Here is a 19,313-nt window from a genome sequence, read left to right as displayed (position 1 = left end):
TGTACTCGTTAAACAGCAAGTAAGGAAGGAAGTGCCGTCATCGACATAACGAGTATTCATCCAAATAAATTCCTTGAAGCATTGGAACAGCAGGAACTGAAAGATAGCCTTATTATCGACGTAAGGGAACTTCATGAATGGGAGTTTTATCATCTGGAAGAAGCACAGCTTATCCCGATGCAGCAAATCCCACATCGGATGGGTGAACTGCCGGATGATCGGGATATTTATCTCGTATGTGCACATGGTGTGCGCAGTTATCGCGTTGCTGAATATTTGCTTGCGAACGGTTTTGATCGTGTCATTAATGTTGATGGAGGGATGGCAGCTGTCGCCATGCTTCGAGGTTTCCAATATGATTAAAATCAAAAGCCGAGCGCATCTGCGCCCGGCTTTGATTCAATTCACATCTGAGAAAAATGGTAGCTGTGGTAACAACTCATTGGCATACCACTTTGATTTCCCTTTGACAAAGTCTCCAGGACGAACGGCATTTGTACTTAGCAGTAGATCCATCGTTTGATTGACATCGTTCACGTTCATTTTCTTAGCTTGACCTGAGGCAATGAATTCATCAATACGTATCGTCAAATCCTGGGGGTAAAAAGGGGCAAATGCTTTATTTTTAAGTAATTTTGCTGTTATGTAATGATTCTTGACGTTAATGTTCATCGCACGCCATTGATCCAAATTGGCATTATTGTTTGGATCGAAATTTTCAATATCGTGATCGATCGTTCCGTTCCAAGCAACAATGGAATCAAAATAATTTTTCTGAGCCGTCAAAGCTTGTGTTTTCGCTTCTAGGAAGTAGGCATCCTTCTGAATGACATCGAGCAATTGTGGGCTAGTGAGTCCGTTGGCCTTGCTCTGATAATTTTTTAATGTATCAGCAAAAAGTTTCAAACTTTTGAGATAGCCTTGGTGAGACTGCACAAGCAGCGGTGAGGAGGCCGGCATACTCTTTTTTTGCAACTCTATATATTTCTCGTCAGCAAGCTTGTACAACTCTTTAAGAACGGCAGAAGCATCGACTGTAGAGTTGCCTAATTCGATTTGACTCATCAACTCAAACCATTTATTCTGAAATTCCCTAAAGGGCAAAAAGATGGTATGGTAATAAGATACGAGTACTTGTTGGTCGTAGGCTCCAATTTCCGGAACGGCAGCCTTGTCGGCGTGCAATATTTTATCGTATTTTTGATCTGATTTCTCCTGGCCGACTCTTAAACCGTAGAAAAAGGCGCCAAGTATACAAACAAGCATAAAGATAAACATGAGGGCGAATAAATAATCAGTGCGGGTTAGACGTTTATCCATAATTAAAGCTCCTTATTCTCTCTTTTTCTTTTAACTTAGTATAGGGGAAATAGCTATAAAAGGGAATATGTGAGGAAATGAGGCTGCTTCCTTGAAAAAATTCGATTTTAAGAACATTCGCTTCGGGAAAATTGATGTGAATGAATTAAATGACCGAACTTTATTGCTCAATCTTTACATAACTCAGCTGCTTACGCTTATTATCGGTATTATCATCTTGTTTTTTCAGAGCAATCATAAGATTCTTTCCATGTTCACCTTTCAAGGGGGCTGGAAGATTCTTATATGGGGAAGTTTGTTTGCTCTTCTTGTCCTCGGGATCGATATTTTGATTTCTAGGTGGGTGCCCAAGGAAGTGTCAGATGACGGTGGAATTAATCAGATGTTATTCGGGAATCGACCTGTATGGCATATCGCTTTGATTTCTCTCATCGTTGCGATCTGTGAAGAAGTGCTGTTTCGAGGTGCGATTCAGTATGCATGGGGTCCTTATTGGACCAGCATATTGTTTGCAGCGATCCATATTCGGTATTTGCAGCATTGGTTAATGACAGGAATGGTTTTCAGTATAAGTTATGGTCTTGGATGGATTTATCTTCAAACTGGGAGCTTGTGGACTCCGATCATAGCTCATTTTATTATTGATCTTGTAATGGGCTGCATACTTCGATACGGCAAGGAGGAAGAACAGGGCACATGAGTGTAGGGGAAAGATCACCTTTAGGGTCTGATCGGAGGCCACTAGAGGTACAGGAAGACGATACATATTTACCGCCGCGTAATGCTGTGCATCCCTCTGAGCGAGGAAAGTGGACGCGTATATTCTATCTAACTTTACTGTGGTTATTCATTATTCTTGTGGTTAGTTTAACGGTTTGGGGCATTAAATATTATTCTTAAAAACTAACATATGACAATCAACCTAAGTTGTGTAAAAGAAGCGGAGAAGCTATGATAGATTCATAGTTTCTTTTATTTATCATCACAGTTTCTTTTTAACAGGAGGATGCAGCGATTATGTTGGCGAATCACACATCAAGATGGATTTTTAATGTAAAATTAATTGTGATTATATTTGTTTTATTGTCTAGTATCTTTTGGTCAGCGAAACCATCCTATGCCCTATCTTATGGAACCTTGTCTTATCCGCAAGGCGATGTTGGGCTCTTACGTCCAGATATTGGTGTCACGCTTGAGCTTAGTGAAGGAAAAACGCCAGAAAGCTATCATTTTTATTTAAACGATAAGGAATTAAATGTTAACTACGATCCGGTTTCTGTTAAATTTGTATATCGTCCAACAGCTGATTTACTGCCAGGGAACTACAATGCTCGTTTAATGCTTTCTTTTAATGGTTATCAACCAATAAATATTAATTGGAAATTTACAGTGATTAAAGATGCGGTTTCGTTAACGTCTGAAACGAGCAAAGAGCAGGAGGATGGACTTCAGGCGATCAATGATTATCGGGCTAAATTGGGGCTGTCGAAGGTCAAATTCAGCAATGCTCTGAATACAGCGGCCCAGAAGCACGCACAGTACTTATCTCGAAATAAAATCGATCCTATTCGGACATCTGTTTCTTTGCATGATGAGGACCCAGCGCTACCTGGTTATATCGGCAAGTCATTAAGAGAGCGGGTACAATTTATCGGTTACTCGCGTTCAAGCAGTGAGGATGTAGCTTACAATCGGGTAACCTTAGTTGAAGCTATAGATAGTCTATTTGATGCCCCCTACCATCGTTCGCCTTTTATGGTGCCGGGACTCGTAGAAATCGGTGTGTTTAGAGATGGCGATTATCATGTTATCGAATTTGGTTTTTCGGACGGGATTGCACCAGAACTTGTTGTTTCTCCAGGTAATAATGATGTGTATGTGCCAACTCTTTTTGATGGCCATGAGACTCCGGATCCAATTCGTCTGCATGCGGGGGCTGAATATCCAGTTGGCTATCCGATCATGGCTTCCTTAAACGGTCCAGGAGTAAAGAAGGTAAGTTTGGATGAGGCGGAGTTAAAAGATGAGAGCGGTAAGGCTGTATCTCTACTGAAGAATGAGCCGGGTAAAGATGATCATCTGGATACCGAAGTGATCATAATGCCTTCGAAACCATTGGATTTGGATACAACCTATAAAGCCAAAATCAAATTGACAGCAATCATGGAAGATGGAAGTACTAGACCATATTCGAAAGAATGGACATTCCGCACGGAACCTCGGATAGGTGTTGGTGTACTTAAACTTCATAAGGATGCTGTTGCTTACACTCTGCAAATGGCTAATTTCGGGCTAAACCGCAATCACATGGTTTCATTTGGATTAAATGAGGACAAGTATCTACTTGACTTAATTCCTTATCCTATGAAGCAAAAGCCATATATTCAAGAGGGGACTTCATACCTTTACATTAGAGACCTTGCCGCGGCACTAGGTGCAACTGTTGAATGGGACGACAACCAGAAAGCTGCTATTTACAAAAAGAAAGACAAGACGATTAACTTCTATACGAATCGAAATGCGTATAGTTTGAATGGTGTTGAGTATACAACTGAATCTGCTGCTAAGCTTATTCATGAAACAACGATGATTCCAGTGCGGCTACTTTCTGAAACACTAGGAGCAAAAGTGACCTACGAGGAAAGTACAAGAACAGTAAATATTAGTTATTAATGAACAAGAGCCCTGCATACCGACACCTGACGTGTAGGAAATGCAAGGCTCTTTTCTCATTTCATTTCCAGCTCAATGGCATTCGGATCCACGAATGAATATCCTTGTTCCTCAAGTTTGGTAAGAAGAGTATCTAAGGCTTTCACTGTCCAAGGCAGCTCGTGCATCAAAATATTGCTGCCGGGATGCAATTGTTTCATCACGTTTTCGATCACTTTACCGGAATCGTTATTTTTATTGGTCATATCCCAGTCTAATGAACCGTTGGACCATGTCATATAAAGCATCTTATTGTCTTTTATTTTGGTTTTCAAATAGTCATTGCCCGAACCAAAAGGAGGTCGGAAAAATACAGGCGATTGTCCGGTTAATTCTTTTACTATTTTTTGGACATCATCCACTTGTTGGTCAATCTTTTCATTTGTCATGCTTTTCAAATTATCGTGGTCCCAGGCATGATTACCAATGATATTACCGCTGTCATGAATGAGTTTGACAAGTTCGGGCTTTTGTTTGATACGGTATCCATTCAAGAAGAAGATTGCCTTGGCATTATGTTTTTTTAGGATGTCGATTAATGCCTGATTCATAGCTTGTTCTTTAGGACCGTCATCAAAGGTTAAAAGGACGATCTTTTTGTTTCCATTGGGATCGTTTGGTACAATATCATAGTTTTTGTTCATATGATATTCTTTTTTGACGGCTTCTGGAACTGATGGTGTCGTTGTTGGTGTTGGAGTTGGTACAGGTGTTGCAGAAGGTGCAGGACTCGGTGTTGTAGTGGCAACTGCTACCGGTGTAGAGCTAGTTGTTGCGACTGGACTTGTCTGGTTCGCACTGCATGCTGCTAATAAGATCATGACACTCATCATTAGTACACTGGCTTTTTTGTTCATTATCCTTCGTTCTCCTCAGGTCTTTATACTTATAGGTCAATTCTTATAGTACCACATTTCGCAGATAACTTATCTCCTTTGTTTTCCTCTATCCTTTACGTATGCCCTCTTAGAAACTCGCACAACCTATGGAGGAATCATACTACTTGACATGGAGGGAGACCCAATGAAGATAGGTACATTTTTGCTCGGCGGTATTGCCGGTGCGGCAGCGGTTATATATCTCAATCGTAAGAGTAAATCTATGTTGTTCTCAGCATTCAGCTCGTCCAGTGAGTCGATGGGTAAAGTTGTTGATAAAGCAAAGGACTCGTTTGTGAACAAATCATTTGGAAGTTCGGCAGCTAAAAGTTTCTCGACTTCAAACTCGAATGGCCTGAATCAAGTTGAAAAAATTGTGAAAGAAGATCCTCATTTAAAAGCAACTGTCAATGAAATCATGCGTGAAAATAAAGAGAGTTCGTCGACGATCCAATGAACATAAGTAGAAGCACAGTCCGGCATCCCCATGGTGCCAGCTGTGCTTTTCTTTTTATACATAACTTATCGCGTGCAATTGTACGCAATTAATGTTAACATGATAGGTGAAAACGAAAGCAAGATGCGTGTCCATTTCGTTCTCAAAGGTTCACCTTTTTGTTTTTTTATCATATTCTGTTTTAATAAGATGACCATGCTTTCGATGCAAGCTTTCCAGTCGGAAAGCTCAAAGGAGGATCCTATCATGAAAATAGAACGCTTAAGTCAGGATAAGATACGGATTTTCCTAACATTCGATGACTTAACTGAACGCGGTATTCAAAAGGACGACATGTGGAGAGAAATTCCCAAAGTACACGAATTATTTAGTGAAATGATGGATCAAGCCTATTCAGAGCTCGGATTTGACCCGTCCGGCCCGCTTGCTGTTGAGGTGTTTGCACTTCCGGCACAAGGAATGGTTGTAATTGTAACCAGAGGGAAGCTTGATTTATATGCAAACTCAGATGCATATGACGATCATGAAGCTGAAGAAGTGTATGAAATGGAAGTAACGCTTGAACAAAGCGATTTAGTCTCCTATGCTTTCCGTGATTTTGAAGACCTGCTGCGTGTATCCAAAGTAATTAATCCCCTTCTCATGGAAGGCGGTACCCTTTATTCCTACAAAGGGAAATATATTTTACAACTCGAGCCTGTTGACCTCGAAGAAACGAAATACCAAGCGTTAATTGCAGTCTTATCTGAATTTGGCGAAGCCGCTTCCGTTACACAAGCTGTGCTTGAAGAATATGGGAAGACCATCATTGCAGATGATGCCGTTAAGGTACTCTGCCGTCATTTCAAATAAGGCCATCTTCCTTACTTTTTAATGTAGAATGAAACAAGCATTTTCAAAAACGATTGTTTTTGTGGATGCTTGTTTTGTTAGTTAATTGTGATCATTTATCAACGTAGCGAAGAGATAATGGGGGAGACCTAGATGACTAGCATAGATCTCAAACGACTGGCGCCTACTCTGGCTGCTGTTGATTTGGACGGGTTATTGGCCTATTACCAAAAACAGCTCCGCGAGGAGGCTTATTTCTATTTACAAAAAAGAGGGATAACAGAAGAAACGGTTATACAGTACCGTATCGGCTTTGAGATTGGCAAGATAGGATTCTATGTTAATCAGAATCAGCTAGGTGATTATTTCGAGCATAGAGTTATTGTTCCTATCCGGAACTACGACGGCGAAATTGTCGACTTAATCGGACGCTCGATAGACAATAGAGAACCGAAATATAAACCCTTATATGGTTTAGATCAGTATCTATTTAATTATTCAGCACTTGAAGATTCAGATGAAGTTGTTCTTTGCAACGGGATTTTCGATGTCCTAACCTTAACTCAGGCCAAAATGCCAGCTGTTTGTGTACCTGATAACGGTATATTTAAAGAACAACATTTATCATTATTTGCCGGTAAACGGGTTTATATTTGCCTGGGGAATGATGAGACCGGAAGAAGGGATTCTGCACGTATAGAAGCCTTATTAAGGGAACAGGGTAATGAGACGTATATTATTAATTTACCCGAAACAATTCGGGATATTAACGATTTGTTCATGCGAGCTCAGAATCCGGTTGAGACTTTTCTGGCATTAGTGAATCAAACCGTTGAGGAAACCAGGCTAGTCCCTGTAGCTCCGGATATTAAAAATAGCACTGTTTATTTAGAAGAATATATGAAACGGTTCCGCGGGCAAGTCGCTAGTATCCGCACTGGCTTTGCTAAGCTGGACCATTTACTTTTCGGCGGCTTCGGGAATGGCTTGTATTTATTAGCAGGTTCTGGCTCTATTGGCAAAAGCATGCTGCTTAAACAAATCGCCGATGAACTTGCTTTTCAACAGAATCCGGTCATTTTTGTGTCATGGGATATGACGAATTTCGAACTATGGGCACGCAGCATAGCAAGGATTATTGGCATAGCTCCACAGAAAGTGCTCGGGGGCAAAATTGAGCCTGAACAGGTTGCAGAAGCGAATAAGCAATATGTGAAAATTAGTAAAATGCTTTGGATGCTTGAATGTACGATGGATACAACGCTTGATCAAGTAGCCGCTTCCATTGAACGGATTGCGGCTGTTGTTGGCAAAGAACCTGTAATTTTCATTGATCATTTGCAGCGTATTCCTGCAGTTAAAGGGGTAACACCACTAACTTGGGAGCAGCAGCAGGCTGCGATTGCCTATACGCTTAAACAATGGTCCAGAGAATGGAATTGCCCTATTATCGCAGCTACGGCTTTAGAGCTTGGCCAAGATAACGTGCCTTACAATGTCCAAGCTTCAGCAGATGTGGTCATGATTATGCAGCCTAATGAATCAGAAAAGGATCAACCGCAGTCCATATCGCTTGTATTGAAGAAGAATCGTAATGGTACAATAGGGAATATCCCACTCATTTTCCACAATGATCGTGCATTGTTTACCGAATAAGACATAGAAAAGTCATTAGAAAATGACTATAATGTTCATATTATGTATGGAATAAATTAGCGGTTCTACATGGTATTGATCGAAAAGGGGGGGCTGCATTTGCAAATTCTGCCGATTATTATGGCAGCCATAGCACCAGGTCTCTCATTGCTAACGTACTTTTACTTGAAGGACCGATATGAAACTGAACCGATTCATTTGGTTATTCGAATGTTTTTGTTCGGTGTTCTGCTTGTATACCCTACGATGGTACTGCAGAATGCGTTGATAGAGGAGTTTGGAAAAGGTACGTTTTTCTCGGCCTTTTTTCTATCTGGTGGCATTGAAGAGTTTATGAAATGGTTTGTCCTCTATCATTTGATTTTTAGGCATGAAGCCTTTGATGAACCCTATGATGGAATTGTGTATGCGGTGGCCGTAAGCTTAGGTTATGCGACATTGGAAAATATCATTTATGCTTTCCTGAATGCCTCATCATTCTCTGCACTGATGATTCGCGCCCTGCTGCCTGTTTCAGCGCATGCTTTGTTCGGTGTCATGATGGGTTACTACTTGGGTAAAGCTAAATTCATTCCGCACAAAGCGCGAAGGTATCTTTGGATTTCGTTGCTGCTGCCTATTTTGTGGCATGGATTGTTTGATTATATTTTGCTTTTATTCAAATCGAACTGGATTTGGATCATGATTCCTGTTATGTCTTTTTTATGGATTCGTACAATTTGGCGGGTCGACCGTGCGAATGCTCATTCCCCACTTCGCATCGCGACTGCAGAAGAGAAGATTAAAGTGAGCTAAAATAGGTCATAATGGACAGTATAGATGGCGATTTCAGGTTGTAAGCTCGGAACGACCGGGAGGGTATATATGTCCACGACAAGAGTTAAAGTAAAGATCCGCTGTCGGCTATGCGGTGAAAAGTTTGTGCTGAAAGGCAAAAAAGAAAAAGGGAAAATTGAAACGGGATTCCGTCAATGCATTTGTAGCAATGAGCAAAACTTTGAAGTAGAGACGGAAGATTAGCGGGAGGCCATTCTTTTAAGAATTGGCCTTTTTTTGTTGCCAATCTTGTATAAACCTGTCTCCTCACGTAAAAACTAAGCGCAAGTTTGGGTATGAAAGGAGCAGTCGCGTGTATAAAAGATTAAGTATTGTCATGTTTCCATTCCTCTTGATTGCCTTGATTGGTGCTTCAGTGTGGGGATACTTGGAACATCAGGAGAAGAATACGATTTTGATCAAAGCGGAGAATCAGTATCAACGTGCTTTCCATGATCTTTCTTTCCATGTGGATAAGCTTCATACAGAGCTTGGTAATACGTTGGCTGTTAACGCAACCTCGGAGCCATCTTACCGAAAGGGACTGGTGAATGTATGGCGGCTAACGAGTCAAGCGCAAAGCGATATTACGCAGCTCCCGCTAACCCTGCTGCCGTTCAACAAAACCGAAGATTTCTTAGCTAATATGGCTAATTTCTCATACCGAATGTCCGTACGTGACATGACGAAACAGCCTCTAAATGAGCAAGAAATAAAAACGTTAAACGCTCTCTACGATCATTCCTCCGAGATAACGAAGGAAATTCGCGGTGTTCAGGAAAAGGTTTTGTCTAAAAACTTGCGATGGATGGACGTCGAGGTCGCCCTAGCTTCTAAAAATGAACCACATGATAATGCGATCATTGATGGCTTTTCAACCGTTGACAAAAAAGTTGGAGCCTATGAGGAACTAAACTGGGGACCGGGGAATTTAAGTATTTTTTCAAAAAATGATGGTAGCGTTTTGTCAGGGAATGACATGACGGCAGATCAAATTAAGCAAAAAGCAGCGCAATTTCTGGGACAGAGTGATACGAGCGCGATGAAAGTAGTTGAGAATGGCAGCAGTGCGCCAGAATTTCAAAGCTTTAGCGTAGTGGTTCCAGGCGGAAACGGCAGTGAAAATGATATTCAGATGGATTACACCAAAAAAGGCGGCCATCTCATTTATTTTATGAAGCCGCGAACTGTAAAAGAATCCAAGTTTGATCTTAGACATGCGCGGGATATTGCTAATGAGTTCTTAGATCAACATGAATATAAAGATATGAGCGCAGTTAGCTATGATCAATATCAAAATATCGCTAACATCATTTTCGCTAAGCGAGAAAAGGATGTTACGATTTATCCACAGCAGGTTAGTGTTAAAGTAGCTTTGGACACGCTAGAAGTCATTGGTGTGCAGGCAACAGATTATATATTTGGTCAGAAACAACGCGCGATTGGTCAGCCCAAAATGTCTGCAGCCGAAGCACGTAAGCAGCTTAGCCCGAAAATGGAAGTGACTGGCGAGTCTTTGGCGATTATCAAAAATGAATTAGACGAAGAAGTGCTTTGCCATGAATTTATTGGGAAAATGAACAATAACATATATCGTGTTTATATGAATAGTGAGAATGGAATGGAAGAGAAAATTGAGACCATTCGCCCTGAACAGGCAGAAGCAGCAGCTGCCGCAAAGAAATAATCATCGAGAAGAAGCGGGTTCAATCCTAGCTTCTTTTTTTTGCTATCATAATTAATAGGTCATTGGTATAATTAAGATATATTACGTCTCGGAGGTGCAGAAATTGCTTCCTAAAGTCAACCAGATCTTACATATGCAAGTGAATAGCATCGACGATGAAGAATCCAAAATTGAGTACAAGTCGAGAATTGCTGACGTTACGGATAGTGTGATTGCCATTGAGGTTCCGCTAAATGAGAAAACAGGCCGACTCAAGAAGCTTTATCAAGGTGATGAATTAAGCACATTCTTTTTAGGTCAAGGCGGAGTGAAGCACTACTTCACAACTTCCGTTACTGGTTTCAGAGAAGACGTGATTCGCTTAGTGGAACTGCGTAAACCAGAGCCCGAAGCCATTACGCAAGTTCAACGCAGAAGTTTTCTAAGGGTACTCGCAGAGCTTGAAATTGCCGTTAAATTGTCAGATCAAATTCAATTCATTGGTGTGACAGACGATGTCGGCGGTGGCGGGATTTCGTTTATCTGTGAGGGACATATCCCAATCGGAATGAATGCCATTATCTCTTGTTGGGTTCTAGCTCCATTCAAGAATGGTAATATTGAACATATTCCGTTTATTGGCGAGGTTGTCCGCGTTAAACAGCTAGAGTCTGGCAAGCAATTGGCTATGATTAGATTTACGGATATAGCCGATCGTGAACGTCAGAAACTTATTCGCTTTTGCTTCGAGCGACAAATGGATTTCCGTAAACGATAATATTGGGATCTTTTGACTACGTCAAAAGTCTCTCCGCTTGTAAGCATGAGATTTCACCTGCATGGGCATACTACCAAACAATATGTCAATGTGAGCAGGTGAGGCATCTCATGTCAAGGGATCAGGACCATAAGTCATACGAGCAGCTGTTTGTCCTATTTTCTGCGAAAGTAGAAAAGGTGATCATTCGGACAACGCTCGTATTTTTCGTTGTACTTATTTGTGTTCAAGCAATGCTTCAAATTCCCTACATACGAAAGCATTTTACACGTGTTGAACCACTTGAGGGAAAGCCCTACATATGGCCTCAAAATGGGAAGGAAGAGCGCTCTTAGGTACGACTTAACGCAATCTAATATGCGTCCAAGTTTTGCATATGCCTTTTTAATGTGCTATAATTTCAATTAATTAGCAGGCAGTGCCTGCTTTTTTGTTCGTAAGGTACTGTAAGGTATTGTTGGGAGGAACAGCAGCTTGGAAAAGTTCAATATTGCCATTGATGGTCCTGCTGGAGCCGGTAAAAGCACCATTGCGCGGCTAGTAGCTAGGGCACTTGGTTTCGTTTACGTGGATACAGGAGCCATGTATCGGGCAGTAACGTGGAAAGTACAACAAGAAGGGCTGCTACCTGATCAAGAACTAGAAGTGGCTGCCTTGGCGAATCGCATGAAGATTGAGCTCATTCCTCGCGAGGAGGGACAACAGGTTATCGTGGATGGCGTCGATGTGACCAAAGAAATTCGTACGACAGCCATAACGGATCATGTCTCCCAAATCGCTAGCTACGGAGCTATACGCCAGCTCCTGGTAACTCTTCAGAAGCAAATGGCCATAACCAAAGGCGTAGTCATGGATGGCCGTGACATCGGTACTCATGTTATGCCTGATGCCGAGCTCAAAGTATTTCTGACAGCTAGCGTAAAGGAAAGAGCAGAGCGTCGATTCAAAGAGATGCAAACCAGCGGGACTTGCACCCTTACGCTCTCTGAACTTGAACAGGACATTGCTAGGCGCGATCAACTGGACCAGGATAGAGAGATTTCACCGCTTAGACGAGCTCACGATGCAGTATTAATGGACAGTACTTCAATGACCATTGAGGAAGTTGTGGACGAAATCCTTGGGCTTTGCAAAGACAAAGTCGGAGGTGGCAAATAAGATGCTTTATCGCATCGGCAGGGCTTTATTTCGTTTTGTATTTACTTTGTTTTTCCGTATGCAGGCTTTAGGAATGGAGAATGTTCCTACACATGGAGCGGTTGTGCTTTGCGGGAATCATACCAGTTTGTTGGATCCGCCTTTGTTAGGAACTCCGCTTAAGCGTATGGTTCATTTCATGGCGAAGGCCGAACTGTTTGATATCCCTGTGTTGGGTTCCATTATTTCTAAAGTAGGTGCTTTCCCTGTCAAACGCGGTGGCGTTAGCAGAGAATCGATCCGACTTGCGGTACAATTGCTTCGCGATGGTAACATGTTGGGCGTTTTCCCAGAAGGATCGCGGAACAACGCCGGAGGGATGGGCAAGAAGGGCGCAGCCAGTCTTGCACTTAAATCTGGAGCTGCCGTAGTTCCTGTGGCTATTATAGGCAATTATTCCTTATTCCGCCGCATGACAATTGTATATGGAAAACCGCTTGACCTAAGTGCTTATGCGGGTGCAAGCTCCGAAGATTTGGAGCAGGCAACGGAAGCTATTATGAAAGAAATTCGCCGATTACATACTGCTTATAGCAAAGGTTAACAAAGATGTATGGAATCGAAAGCTTGGAATTATACTATCTTTAAAGCGAATGGTAGTTATTGTTTTGTTTGAAACAGAGTAGAAGCTTTCAATACTGCTTTGTGACTTATAAATTATTTATTGTTGGTTGTAATTAGAGGAGGGTAATCCCATGTCAGATGAAGTAAAAGTTGAAGATCAAACGCAAGAAGTACAAGAATCAGCCGTATCGCAAGCAGAAGCTGAGCACGCTCTTAACAACGTTGCTGTGCTGAAGAAAGGCGCTACCGTTAAAGGTAAAATTGTTAAGGTAGACGCAGATCAAGCCTTCGTGGATATCGGTTACAAATACGATGGTGTTATCCCTGTTCGCGAGCTGTCTTCCGATGCGGAAGCAACTTTGCTTGGACAAGAAGTTGAACTGAAAGTTGTTTCAATCAACGATGCGAAAGAAACTTTGGTTCTTTCCAAACGTGTTGTTGACAACAGCAAAGTATGGGAGTCACTGCAAGGTCAACTGGATAGCAAAGAAATCATTGAAGCTGCTGTAACTGAAGTTGTAAAAGGTGGCCTTGTTGTGGATATCGGCGTTCGTGGATTCGTACCTGCTTCCATGGTTGAGCGTCAATTCGTTGAAGATTTCTCCTCTTACAAAGGCCGCACATTGCGCCTTCGTGTAAAAGAAATTGATCGCGAGAAAAACAAAGTGATCCTTTCTCAAAAAGATGTTCTAGATGAAGAATTCGAAGCTAACAAAAAGAAAATCATCGAAGGTCTTCAAGTGGGTCAAGTACTGGAAGGTACTGTTCAACGCTTGACACAATTCGGTGCGTTTATTGATATCGGTGGTATCGATGGACTTGTACACATCTCCGAGCTAGCTTGGCACCATGTAGAACAAGCTTCTGATGTTGTCAAAGAAGGCGATAAAGTGAAGGTGCAAATCCTTAAGCTTGATCCTTCCAATGATAAAATCAGCTTAAGCATCAAAGCTACACAAGCAGGTCCATGGTCCAATGTGGAGAATGATTTCAAAGCTGGCGATATCGTAACAGGTACAGTGAAACGTCTTGCAGCTTTCGGCGCATTCGTTGAAGTGGCTCCTGGTGTTGAAGGTCTTGTGCATATTTCCCAAATTGCTCACCGTCACATCGGTACTCCGCATGAAGTATTGAAAGAAGGCCAAGAAGTTCAAGTGAAAATCTTGGAAATCAATACGGCTGAGAAACGCGTTAGCTTGAGTATTAAAGACACTGAAGAAGCTCCAGCAGCTCCTGCTGGTGCAGCGGCTCCTTCTGCTGGTAAACCAGAGAGAGAAAGACAACCAAGAGGCGATCGTGACCGCGGAAACAGCGCAAGTCACCAAAAAGAGATTGCTGGCAATGAGAACGTGTCCTTGAGCAATCAAGGTCTGTCCATGACACTTGGCGAGCGTTTTGGCGATAAACTTTCCAAATTCAAAAAGTAAATGATACGACGCTTAGGGGGACCATAAGAATGCGCATCTCACGCAAAATGGAGCATGTCCATTACGCGCTGGAGCTTGGTCAATCGCGGCAGCAAGGGCTGTCGGATATCAAGCTTGTGCATAACTGTCTACCTGAGACTTCGACGGATCATATAGCATTAACTACGGAAATCGGCGATCTCATTATGAGTTCGCCGATTTTAATTAATGCAATGACGGGCGGCGCTCAGGAGACGGAAAGCATTAATCGTGAATTGGCCATCTTGGCAAGGGAAAAGGGCATGGCTATGGCTGTTGGATCTCAGATGTCAGCAATTAAAAACAGTGAGGTTGCTTCGAGCTATCAAGTTGTTCGCCGCGAAAATCCCAAAGGGATCGTATTCGCGAATTTGGGAAGCGAGGCAACCACCGAGCAAGCTGTCCGTGCTGTCGATATGATTGAAGCGGATGCGCTTCAAATTCATCTGAATGTGATGCAGGAGCTCATTATGCCGGAAGGGGATCGCAGCTTTGTGGGCATGCTCGGGCGCATTGAGGCGATTGTTCGGCATGTACAGGTACCCGTCATCGTGAAGGAAGTTGGCTTTGGAATCCTGAAGGATAACGCCAAACAATTGCAGAGCATCGGCGTCCGCTTTTTAGATGTCGGCGGCTCGGGCGGCACGAATTTCGCCGCTATAGAGAATGCCAGACGTCCAGCGGCTTTGGAGTGGTTGAACGATTGGGGCACGCCAACCAGCATCTCCTTACTAGAGGCGCTCTCGGTTTATCCGCGAGGCGGAGTTATTGCTTCTGGCGGCATTACGAACGCTTTAGAAGCGGCCAAAGCGTTGACGCTCGGAGCATCAGCGGTTGGCATGGCAGGCGCATTCCTGAGGGTTTTGCGCAGCGAGGGTGTCGATGAGCTCCACCATTTTGCTGATGAGCTACATCAAGGACTTATTCTTATTATGACTGCGCTAGGAGCTAATACGATTCAGGCTTTGGGGAATTGTCCAGTTGTCATCATGGGCGAAACGGCAGAATGGTGCCAAACAAGAGGGATTAATTTAACTTCATATGCAGAAAGAGCCAATCGGAGTAAATAATCGAAATATTGCCATACTATAGATCAGGCGGCGCTTCCCTCGTTGTGTGGGAGTGGAAGCCTGAAGATCCGCAGGCAGGTCGGTGGCATATGTCACCTGATCGCCTATGCATGGTAGGGTGGTCCGATTATGAACGCCGGTTATTTGTCTCTAATTCTCCTTTGTATCACGTTGATCTTATTTGCCAGCGGATGGAAAGAACTGTACATCAGAAGTATATCGCACAAGGGCATGCTTCTTTTTTTTGCCTCATGGATTGTCTTTTCCAGGTTTACCGTAACGATTCAGCATATTCAAGTAGGGCTCGTTTATGTTTGGGTTCTGCTCATTAGTCTAGGAATTCTTTATAAGACAAAAGGGTTCATACATAAGCTTCATTTACTTTCCATCGGCCTTTTATTAGGTTCTCTTCATTTCTTGCTGCATCAGCTGCTTGAGATGGATCCCATACTTATCGTTCGTAACTCGGAGTGGGATACAGCTTTATTGCTTGCCGTTGTAGTTCTCGTATTACAGCGCAGTGCATGGGAGCAGATCGCAGCACTCTCGATTGGCTACTTATTAGGAGATATGTATCAAGCGGGAATTCATCCGGTAAATGGTTACCATCAAGTCGGTAAGGCGACTTTTCAAGACCAATGGTGGCTATCTGTTTTTGCGGCAAGAACGATGACCATCATCCTTCAATCCGCTTATAACGGCTGTCGAAGTATCATACGCAGCTGGATGAACCGAAGAGGAGGCTGGAAGAAGTAATGGATTGGTTCTATTCGCACCGTTATACGATAGGTATCGTTGTGGGGGTAATTTTTGGTATTCTGGCACGTCTGAATATGCTGAGAACGGATTATAGGCAGTATCCGACCTATCCTCATGGTAAGATTATACATATCTCCCTTGGTGTCATAGCAGCTGGACTAGGAGCCGTGGCTGTCCCAGCTTTGCTGGACAAAAACTATACGGCAGTGACTTTCTTATCGCTAGCCGCTCAACAGTTTCGTGATGTGCGCAATATGGAAAGACAAAGTCTATCCAAGGTTGATGAATTAGAATTAGTTCCAAGAGGGGCGGCATATATTGAAGGAATAGCGATGGTGTTCGAGGGAAGAAATTATCTTGTTATTTTCTCAGCATTTCTTGCTTCTTTATTCAGTATTTTGTTTGCTTGGTACTGGGGAATCGTTGCGGGTATAGTGTCCATTTGGATTGCTAACTATTTTAAATCTGGTAACAAACTAGCGAAAATAGCAGACATCGAGCCTGCCGATATTCGGATGGATGGCCCGGATCTGTTCGTTGGCTCGGTATATATCATGAACGTTGGACTCACTGACAGCCGTGACAAAATACTAGAACACGGGCTTGGTTTCTTAATTAAACCCAAAAATCGCAATGCCCGCGTGACGTTAGCTCATTTAGGCCAAAGACAAGCTATTCTTCATGACATTTCAACTTTATTCGGTGCTTATCGAGATGAAGGGGAGCCTTCACTGCTTCCGATGGCTAAGCTGGATATGAATACAGGCACATTAGCCGTTCTGCTCCTCCTTCAGGAGAAAGATGTTGAGAAAACGTATATTGCACTTCATCGGGTACCTGTGTTGGAAAGTGCTGTTCGCATGCCGTCTGAAGCGGGGATAAACAAAAAGAAGGAGGCCTAAATCAGGATGTCGCAAATCCTTGCTATTGTAACCTTGACGAAGGAACGAATAGGTGGAGGGGCTCCAATCTTTGTGGTGGATCAGGAAGACGACCTCCAGAAGGTCTCTTTCTCTCTAGAAAAGATATTGGATGCTAGTGCACACGATTTGAAAAATGGCACGATGATTTTGGTCAAGCATACCTGAATTAGCTGGTGTGCCCGCATGGTATCGTGCGGAGTCTCAAATGAGATTAGCCAAGTCGTGTCTTTTTTGTTATGATGTAAGTTGCGTATTTTTCCATGGCTGATCATGGAATTCGAAGGAGTGAATGAGTAGTGGCTAGACCTGTACTTGCAATTGTTGGCCGACCCAATGTCGGCAAGTCCACCATTTTCAATCGGATCGTAGGCGATCGGCTTGCGATTGTGGAAGATAAACCGGGTGTTACACGTGATCGATTATACGGTGTAGGTGAATGGCTTAATACGTCATTCAGTGTCATTGATACAGGCGGTATTGAAATTGATGGGGAGGATGCGATCCTCAAATCTGTTCGTATTCAAGCGGAGCTTGCTATTGAAGAGGCGGATGTTATTGTTTTTATGGTAGATGCCAAAGCGGGCGTAACACCTTCAGATGAAGAAGTTGCCCAATTGTTATTCCGTTCCAAAAAGCCGGTCGTACTTGCCGTTAACAAAGTAGATAACCTTGCGCGTCAAGATGATATTTATGAGTTCTATTCTTTAGGCTTCGGCGATCCGGTTGGGATTTCAGGTTCCCACGGTATCGGGATCGGCGATTTACTTGAAGTTGTTTGCAATTTGTTTCCTGATAAGAAAGACGATGAATACGGCGAAGAGGTCATTAAATTTGCCCTAATCGGTCGCCCGAATGTGGGGAAATCTTCGATGACGAATGCCATTCTTGGAGAAGAAAGGGTCATCGTAAGTGACGTAGCAGGAACGACGCGCGATGCAATCGATACGCCTTTTGAACGGGATGGACAAAAGTTTGTTATTATCGATACGGCGGGAATGCGTAAGCGGGGTAAAGTCTACGAGAACACGGAAAAGTATAGTGTCATGCGTGCTATGAAAGCGATTGAGCGTGCTGATGTTATACTCGTCGTTATCGATGGTCAAGAGGGCATTATCGATCAGGACAAGCATATTGCCGGTTATGCGCATGAAGCAGGAAAAGCTATCGTGATTGTCGTAAATAAATGGGACATCGTCGATAAAGACGATAAAACGATGCAGCATTTTACACAAACCATTCGTGATCACTTCTTATTCTTAAGCTACGCGCCAATTGTATTTGTTTCAGCCAAAACGACCCAGCGCTTGCACAAGCTATTGCCTGTTATTGTTCAAGTTGCGGAGAATCATTCCCTGCGTGTACAAACACATCTTCTCAATGATGTTGTTTCGGATGCTGTAGCCTACAATCCGCCTCCTACGGATAAAGGTAAGCGCCTGCGTATTAACTATGTGACACAAGTTGCAGTTAAGCCTCCTGTCTTTGTGCTCTTCGTGAATGAGCCTGAGCTCATGCACTTTTCATATGAACGGTACTTGGATAACAAGATTCGTGCTGCCTTTGGTTTTGAAGGAACACCGATTCGTATCTTAAGCCGTAGGAAATCATCGGACAAAGAATAGGAGATGTTGTGCATTGCTTTCGATAATAACAATTGTAGCGGGTTATTTATTAGGCTCCATAAGCTTTAGTTATTTATTCGGAAAATGGTTCAAAGGCATTGATATACGTAAGCATGGGAGTGGCAATGCGGGGGCGACAAATACGCTTCGTGTTCTGGGCAAGGGGCCTGCCATCTCAGTTCTCTTGCTGGATGCCTTGAAGGGAGTTGCTGCCGTGTGGATTGGAACATGGGCAGCTCCTGAACCCGATGACATCTGGATACGTGTATTATGTGGTCTCGCAGCCATCGTCGGGCATAATTGGCCGGTTTACTTCGGCTTCCGAGGTGGTAAAGGAATCGCAACCACCATCGGTGTTATGGCAACGCTCTGCTTCATTCCGACGTTAATTGCTGGTTTAACAGCGATCGTCATCATTGCGGTCACCAGATTCGTATCGCTCGGTTCCCTTATTCTAACTGCACTTTTACCTTTCCTTATTTGGGGGATGGACCGACCTTTGCCTATTTTGTGGATTAGCATCTTGCTGTGTGCGTTTGCCTTTATGCGTCACCGTACGAATATTGTGAAGCTCATTCAAGGCAAAGAGAACAAGCTGGGTCAGAAAAGGGCTTAGCTT

At 43.0% G+C, this 19,313-nt stretch carries 22 protein-coding genes; 20 read left to right on the top strand and 2 right to left on the bottom strand.

Annotated elements, in window-relative coordinates; genetic code table 11:
• Positions 1–81 precede the first annotated feature (81 nt).
• Positions 82–363: a rhodanese-like domain-containing protein gene (locus tag NYR53_RS21015; RefSeq protein ID WP_261301147.1), complete on the top strand. Its 282-nt coding sequence runs from the start codon at positions 82–84 to the stop codon at positions 361–363.
• Positions 364–399: 36 nt separating this feature from the next.
• Here NYR53_RS21015 and NYR53_RS21010 read toward each other — a convergent pair whose 3' ends face one another.
• Entirely contained in the window at positions 400–1,320 is a 921-nt protein-coding gene (locus NYR53_RS21010) for a hypothetical protein (protein WP_261301146.1), read from the bottom strand.
• Positions 1,321–1,411: 91 nt separating this feature from the next.
• On the opposite strand from NYR53_RS21010, the gene NYR53_RS21005 reads away from it, so the two are divergent.
• Both NYR53_RS21005 and NYR53_RS21000 read left to right on the top strand, forming a co-directional pair.
• Positions 1,412–2,020 (top strand): CPBP family intramembrane glutamic endopeptidase, encoded by a 609-nt coding sequence (locus NYR53_RS21005; RefSeq protein ID WP_261301145.1) that lies wholly within the window; start codon positions 1,412–1,414, stop codon positions 2,018–2,020.
• 317 nt (positions 2,021–2,337) lie between these two features.
• Complete coding sequence (locus NYR53_RS21000) at positions 2,338–3,993, top strand: stalk domain-containing protein (protein ID WP_261301144.1); 1,656 nt, start codon at positions 2,338–2,340, stop codon at positions 3,991–3,993.
• Between the two features lie 56 nt (positions 3,994–4,049).
• On the opposite strand, the gene NYR53_RS20995 is transcribed toward NYR53_RS21000, so the two are convergent.
• Positions 4,050–4,889: a polysaccharide deacetylase family protein gene (locus tag NYR53_RS20995; protein WP_261301143.1), complete on the bottom strand. Its 840-nt coding sequence runs from the start codon at positions 4,887–4,889 to the stop codon at positions 4,050–4,052.
• Between the two features lie 166 nt (positions 4,890–5,055).
• Between NYR53_RS20995 and NYR53_RS20990 the strand changes: the two genes are divergently transcribed.
• The 17 genes from NYR53_RS20990 to plsY all read left to right on the top strand — a co-directional run bounded on the left by NYR53_RS20990 (position 5,056) and on the right by plsY (position 19,310).
• Entirely contained in the window at positions 5,056–5,367 is a 312-nt protein-coding gene (locus NYR53_RS20990; RefSeq protein ID WP_261301142.1) for a hypothetical protein, read from the top strand.
• Between the two features lie 246 nt (positions 5,368–5,613).
• Positions 5,614–6,219: a genetic competence negative regulator gene (locus NYR53_RS20985; RefSeq protein WP_047674131.1), complete on the top strand. Its 606-nt coding sequence runs from the start codon at positions 5,614–5,616 to the stop codon at positions 6,217–6,219.
• A 132-nt stretch (positions 6,220–6,351) separates the two neighbouring features.
• Entirely contained in the window at positions 6,352–7,854 is a 1,503-nt protein-coding gene (locus NYR53_RS20980) for a DnaB-like helicase C-terminal domain-containing protein (protein WP_261301141.1), read from the top strand.
• Between the two features lie 99 nt (positions 7,855–7,953).
• On the top strand, positions 7,954–8,649 hold the full coding sequence (gene prsW / locus NYR53_RS20975; RefSeq protein ID WP_261301140.1) for a glutamic-type intramembrane protease PrsW: 696 nt from the start codon (positions 7,954–7,956) through the stop codon (positions 8,647–8,649).
• A gap of 69 nt (positions 8,650–8,718) precedes the next feature.
• Positions 8,719–8,874, top strand: coding sequence for a hypothetical protein (locus NYR53_RS20970; protein ID WP_261301139.1), 156 nt, complete (start codon positions 8,719–8,721; stop codon positions 8,872–8,874).
• Between the two features lie 109 nt (positions 8,875–8,983).
• On the top strand, positions 8,984–10,357 hold the full coding sequence (gene ypeB, locus NYR53_RS20965) for a germination protein YpeB (RefSeq protein ID WP_261301138.1): 1,374 nt from the start codon (positions 8,984–8,986) through the stop codon (positions 10,355–10,357).
• A 103-nt stretch (positions 10,358–10,460) separates the two neighbouring features.
• The gene (locus NYR53_RS20960) at positions 10,461–11,114 is read left to right on the top strand and encodes a flagellar brake protein (protein WP_261301137.1); all 654 of its coding nucleotides are present in this window, start codon (positions 10,461–10,463) and stop codon (positions 11,112–11,114) included.
• Positions 11,115–11,224: 110 nt separating this feature from the next.
• Positions 11,225–11,449 carry a hypothetical protein gene (locus NYR53_RS20955; RefSeq protein WP_261301136.1) on the top strand — a complete coding sequence of 75 codons (225 nt, stop codon included), beginning with the start codon at positions 11,225–11,227 and terminating at the stop codon, positions 11,447–11,449.
• Positions 11,450–11,588: 139 nt separating this feature from the next.
• Entirely contained in the window at positions 11,589–12,272 is a 684-nt protein-coding gene (gene cmk, locus NYR53_RS20950) for a (d)CMP kinase (protein WP_261301135.1), read from the top strand.
• A 1-nt stretch (position 12,273) separates the two neighbouring features.
• Entirely contained in the window at positions 12,274–12,855 is a 582-nt protein-coding gene (locus NYR53_RS20945; protein WP_261301134.1) for a lysophospholipid acyltransferase family protein, read from the top strand.
• Between the two features lie 151 nt (positions 12,856–13,006).
• Positions 13,007–14,302: a 30S ribosomal protein S1 gene (rpsA, locus tag NYR53_RS20940; protein ID WP_261301133.1), complete on the top strand. Its 1,296-nt coding sequence runs from the start codon at positions 13,007–13,009 to the stop codon at positions 14,300–14,302.
• Positions 14,303–14,331: 29 nt separating this feature from the next.
• The gene (gene fni, locus NYR53_RS20935) at positions 14,332–15,390 is read left to right on the top strand and encodes a type 2 isopentenyl-diphosphate Delta-isomerase (protein ID WP_261301132.1); all 1,059 of its coding nucleotides are present in this window, start codon (positions 14,332–14,334) and stop codon (positions 15,388–15,390) included.
• 129 nt (positions 15,391–15,519) lie between these two features.
• Positions 15,520–16,146 carry a YphA family membrane protein gene (locus NYR53_RS20930; protein WP_261301131.1) on the top strand — a complete coding sequence of 209 codons (627 nt, stop codon included), beginning with the start codon at positions 15,520–15,522 and terminating at the stop codon, positions 16,144–16,146.
• Positions 16,146–17,051, top strand: coding sequence for a YIEGIA family protein (locus tag NYR53_RS20925; RefSeq protein ID WP_261301130.1), 906 nt, complete (start codon positions 16,146–16,148; stop codon positions 17,049–17,051). The genes NYR53_RS20930 and NYR53_RS20925 overlap by 1 nt, the downstream gene beginning before the upstream one ends.
• Positions 17,052–17,057: 6 nt before the next feature.
• On the top strand, positions 17,058–17,237 hold the full coding sequence (locus NYR53_RS20920; protein WP_261301129.1) for a capping complex subunit for YIEGIA: 180 nt from the start codon (positions 17,058–17,060) through the stop codon (positions 17,235–17,237).
• A 131-nt stretch (positions 17,238–17,368) separates the two neighbouring features.
• A complete protein-coding gene (gene der / locus NYR53_RS20915) occupies positions 17,369–18,694 on the top strand; it encodes a ribosome biogenesis GTPase Der (RefSeq protein ID WP_261301128.1) in 1,326 nt (441 codons plus the stop codon).
• A gap of 13 nt (positions 18,695–18,707) precedes the next feature.
• Positions 18,708–19,310, top strand: a complete 603-nt coding sequence (gene plsY, locus NYR53_RS20910; protein ID WP_261301127.1) for a glycerol-3-phosphate 1-O-acyltransferase PlsY — start codon at positions 18,708–18,710, stop codon at positions 19,308–19,310.
• Positions 19,311–19,313: the final 3 nt, after the last annotated feature.

Origin of the sequence: Paenibacillus andongensis (assembly GCF_025369935.1) — a bacterium.
Classification (GTDB): domain Bacteria; phylum Bacillota; class Bacilli; order Paenibacillales; family NBRC-103111; genus Paenibacillus_E; species Paenibacillus_E andongensis.
This window is presented reverse-complemented; position numbering and strand designations above follow the sequence as displayed.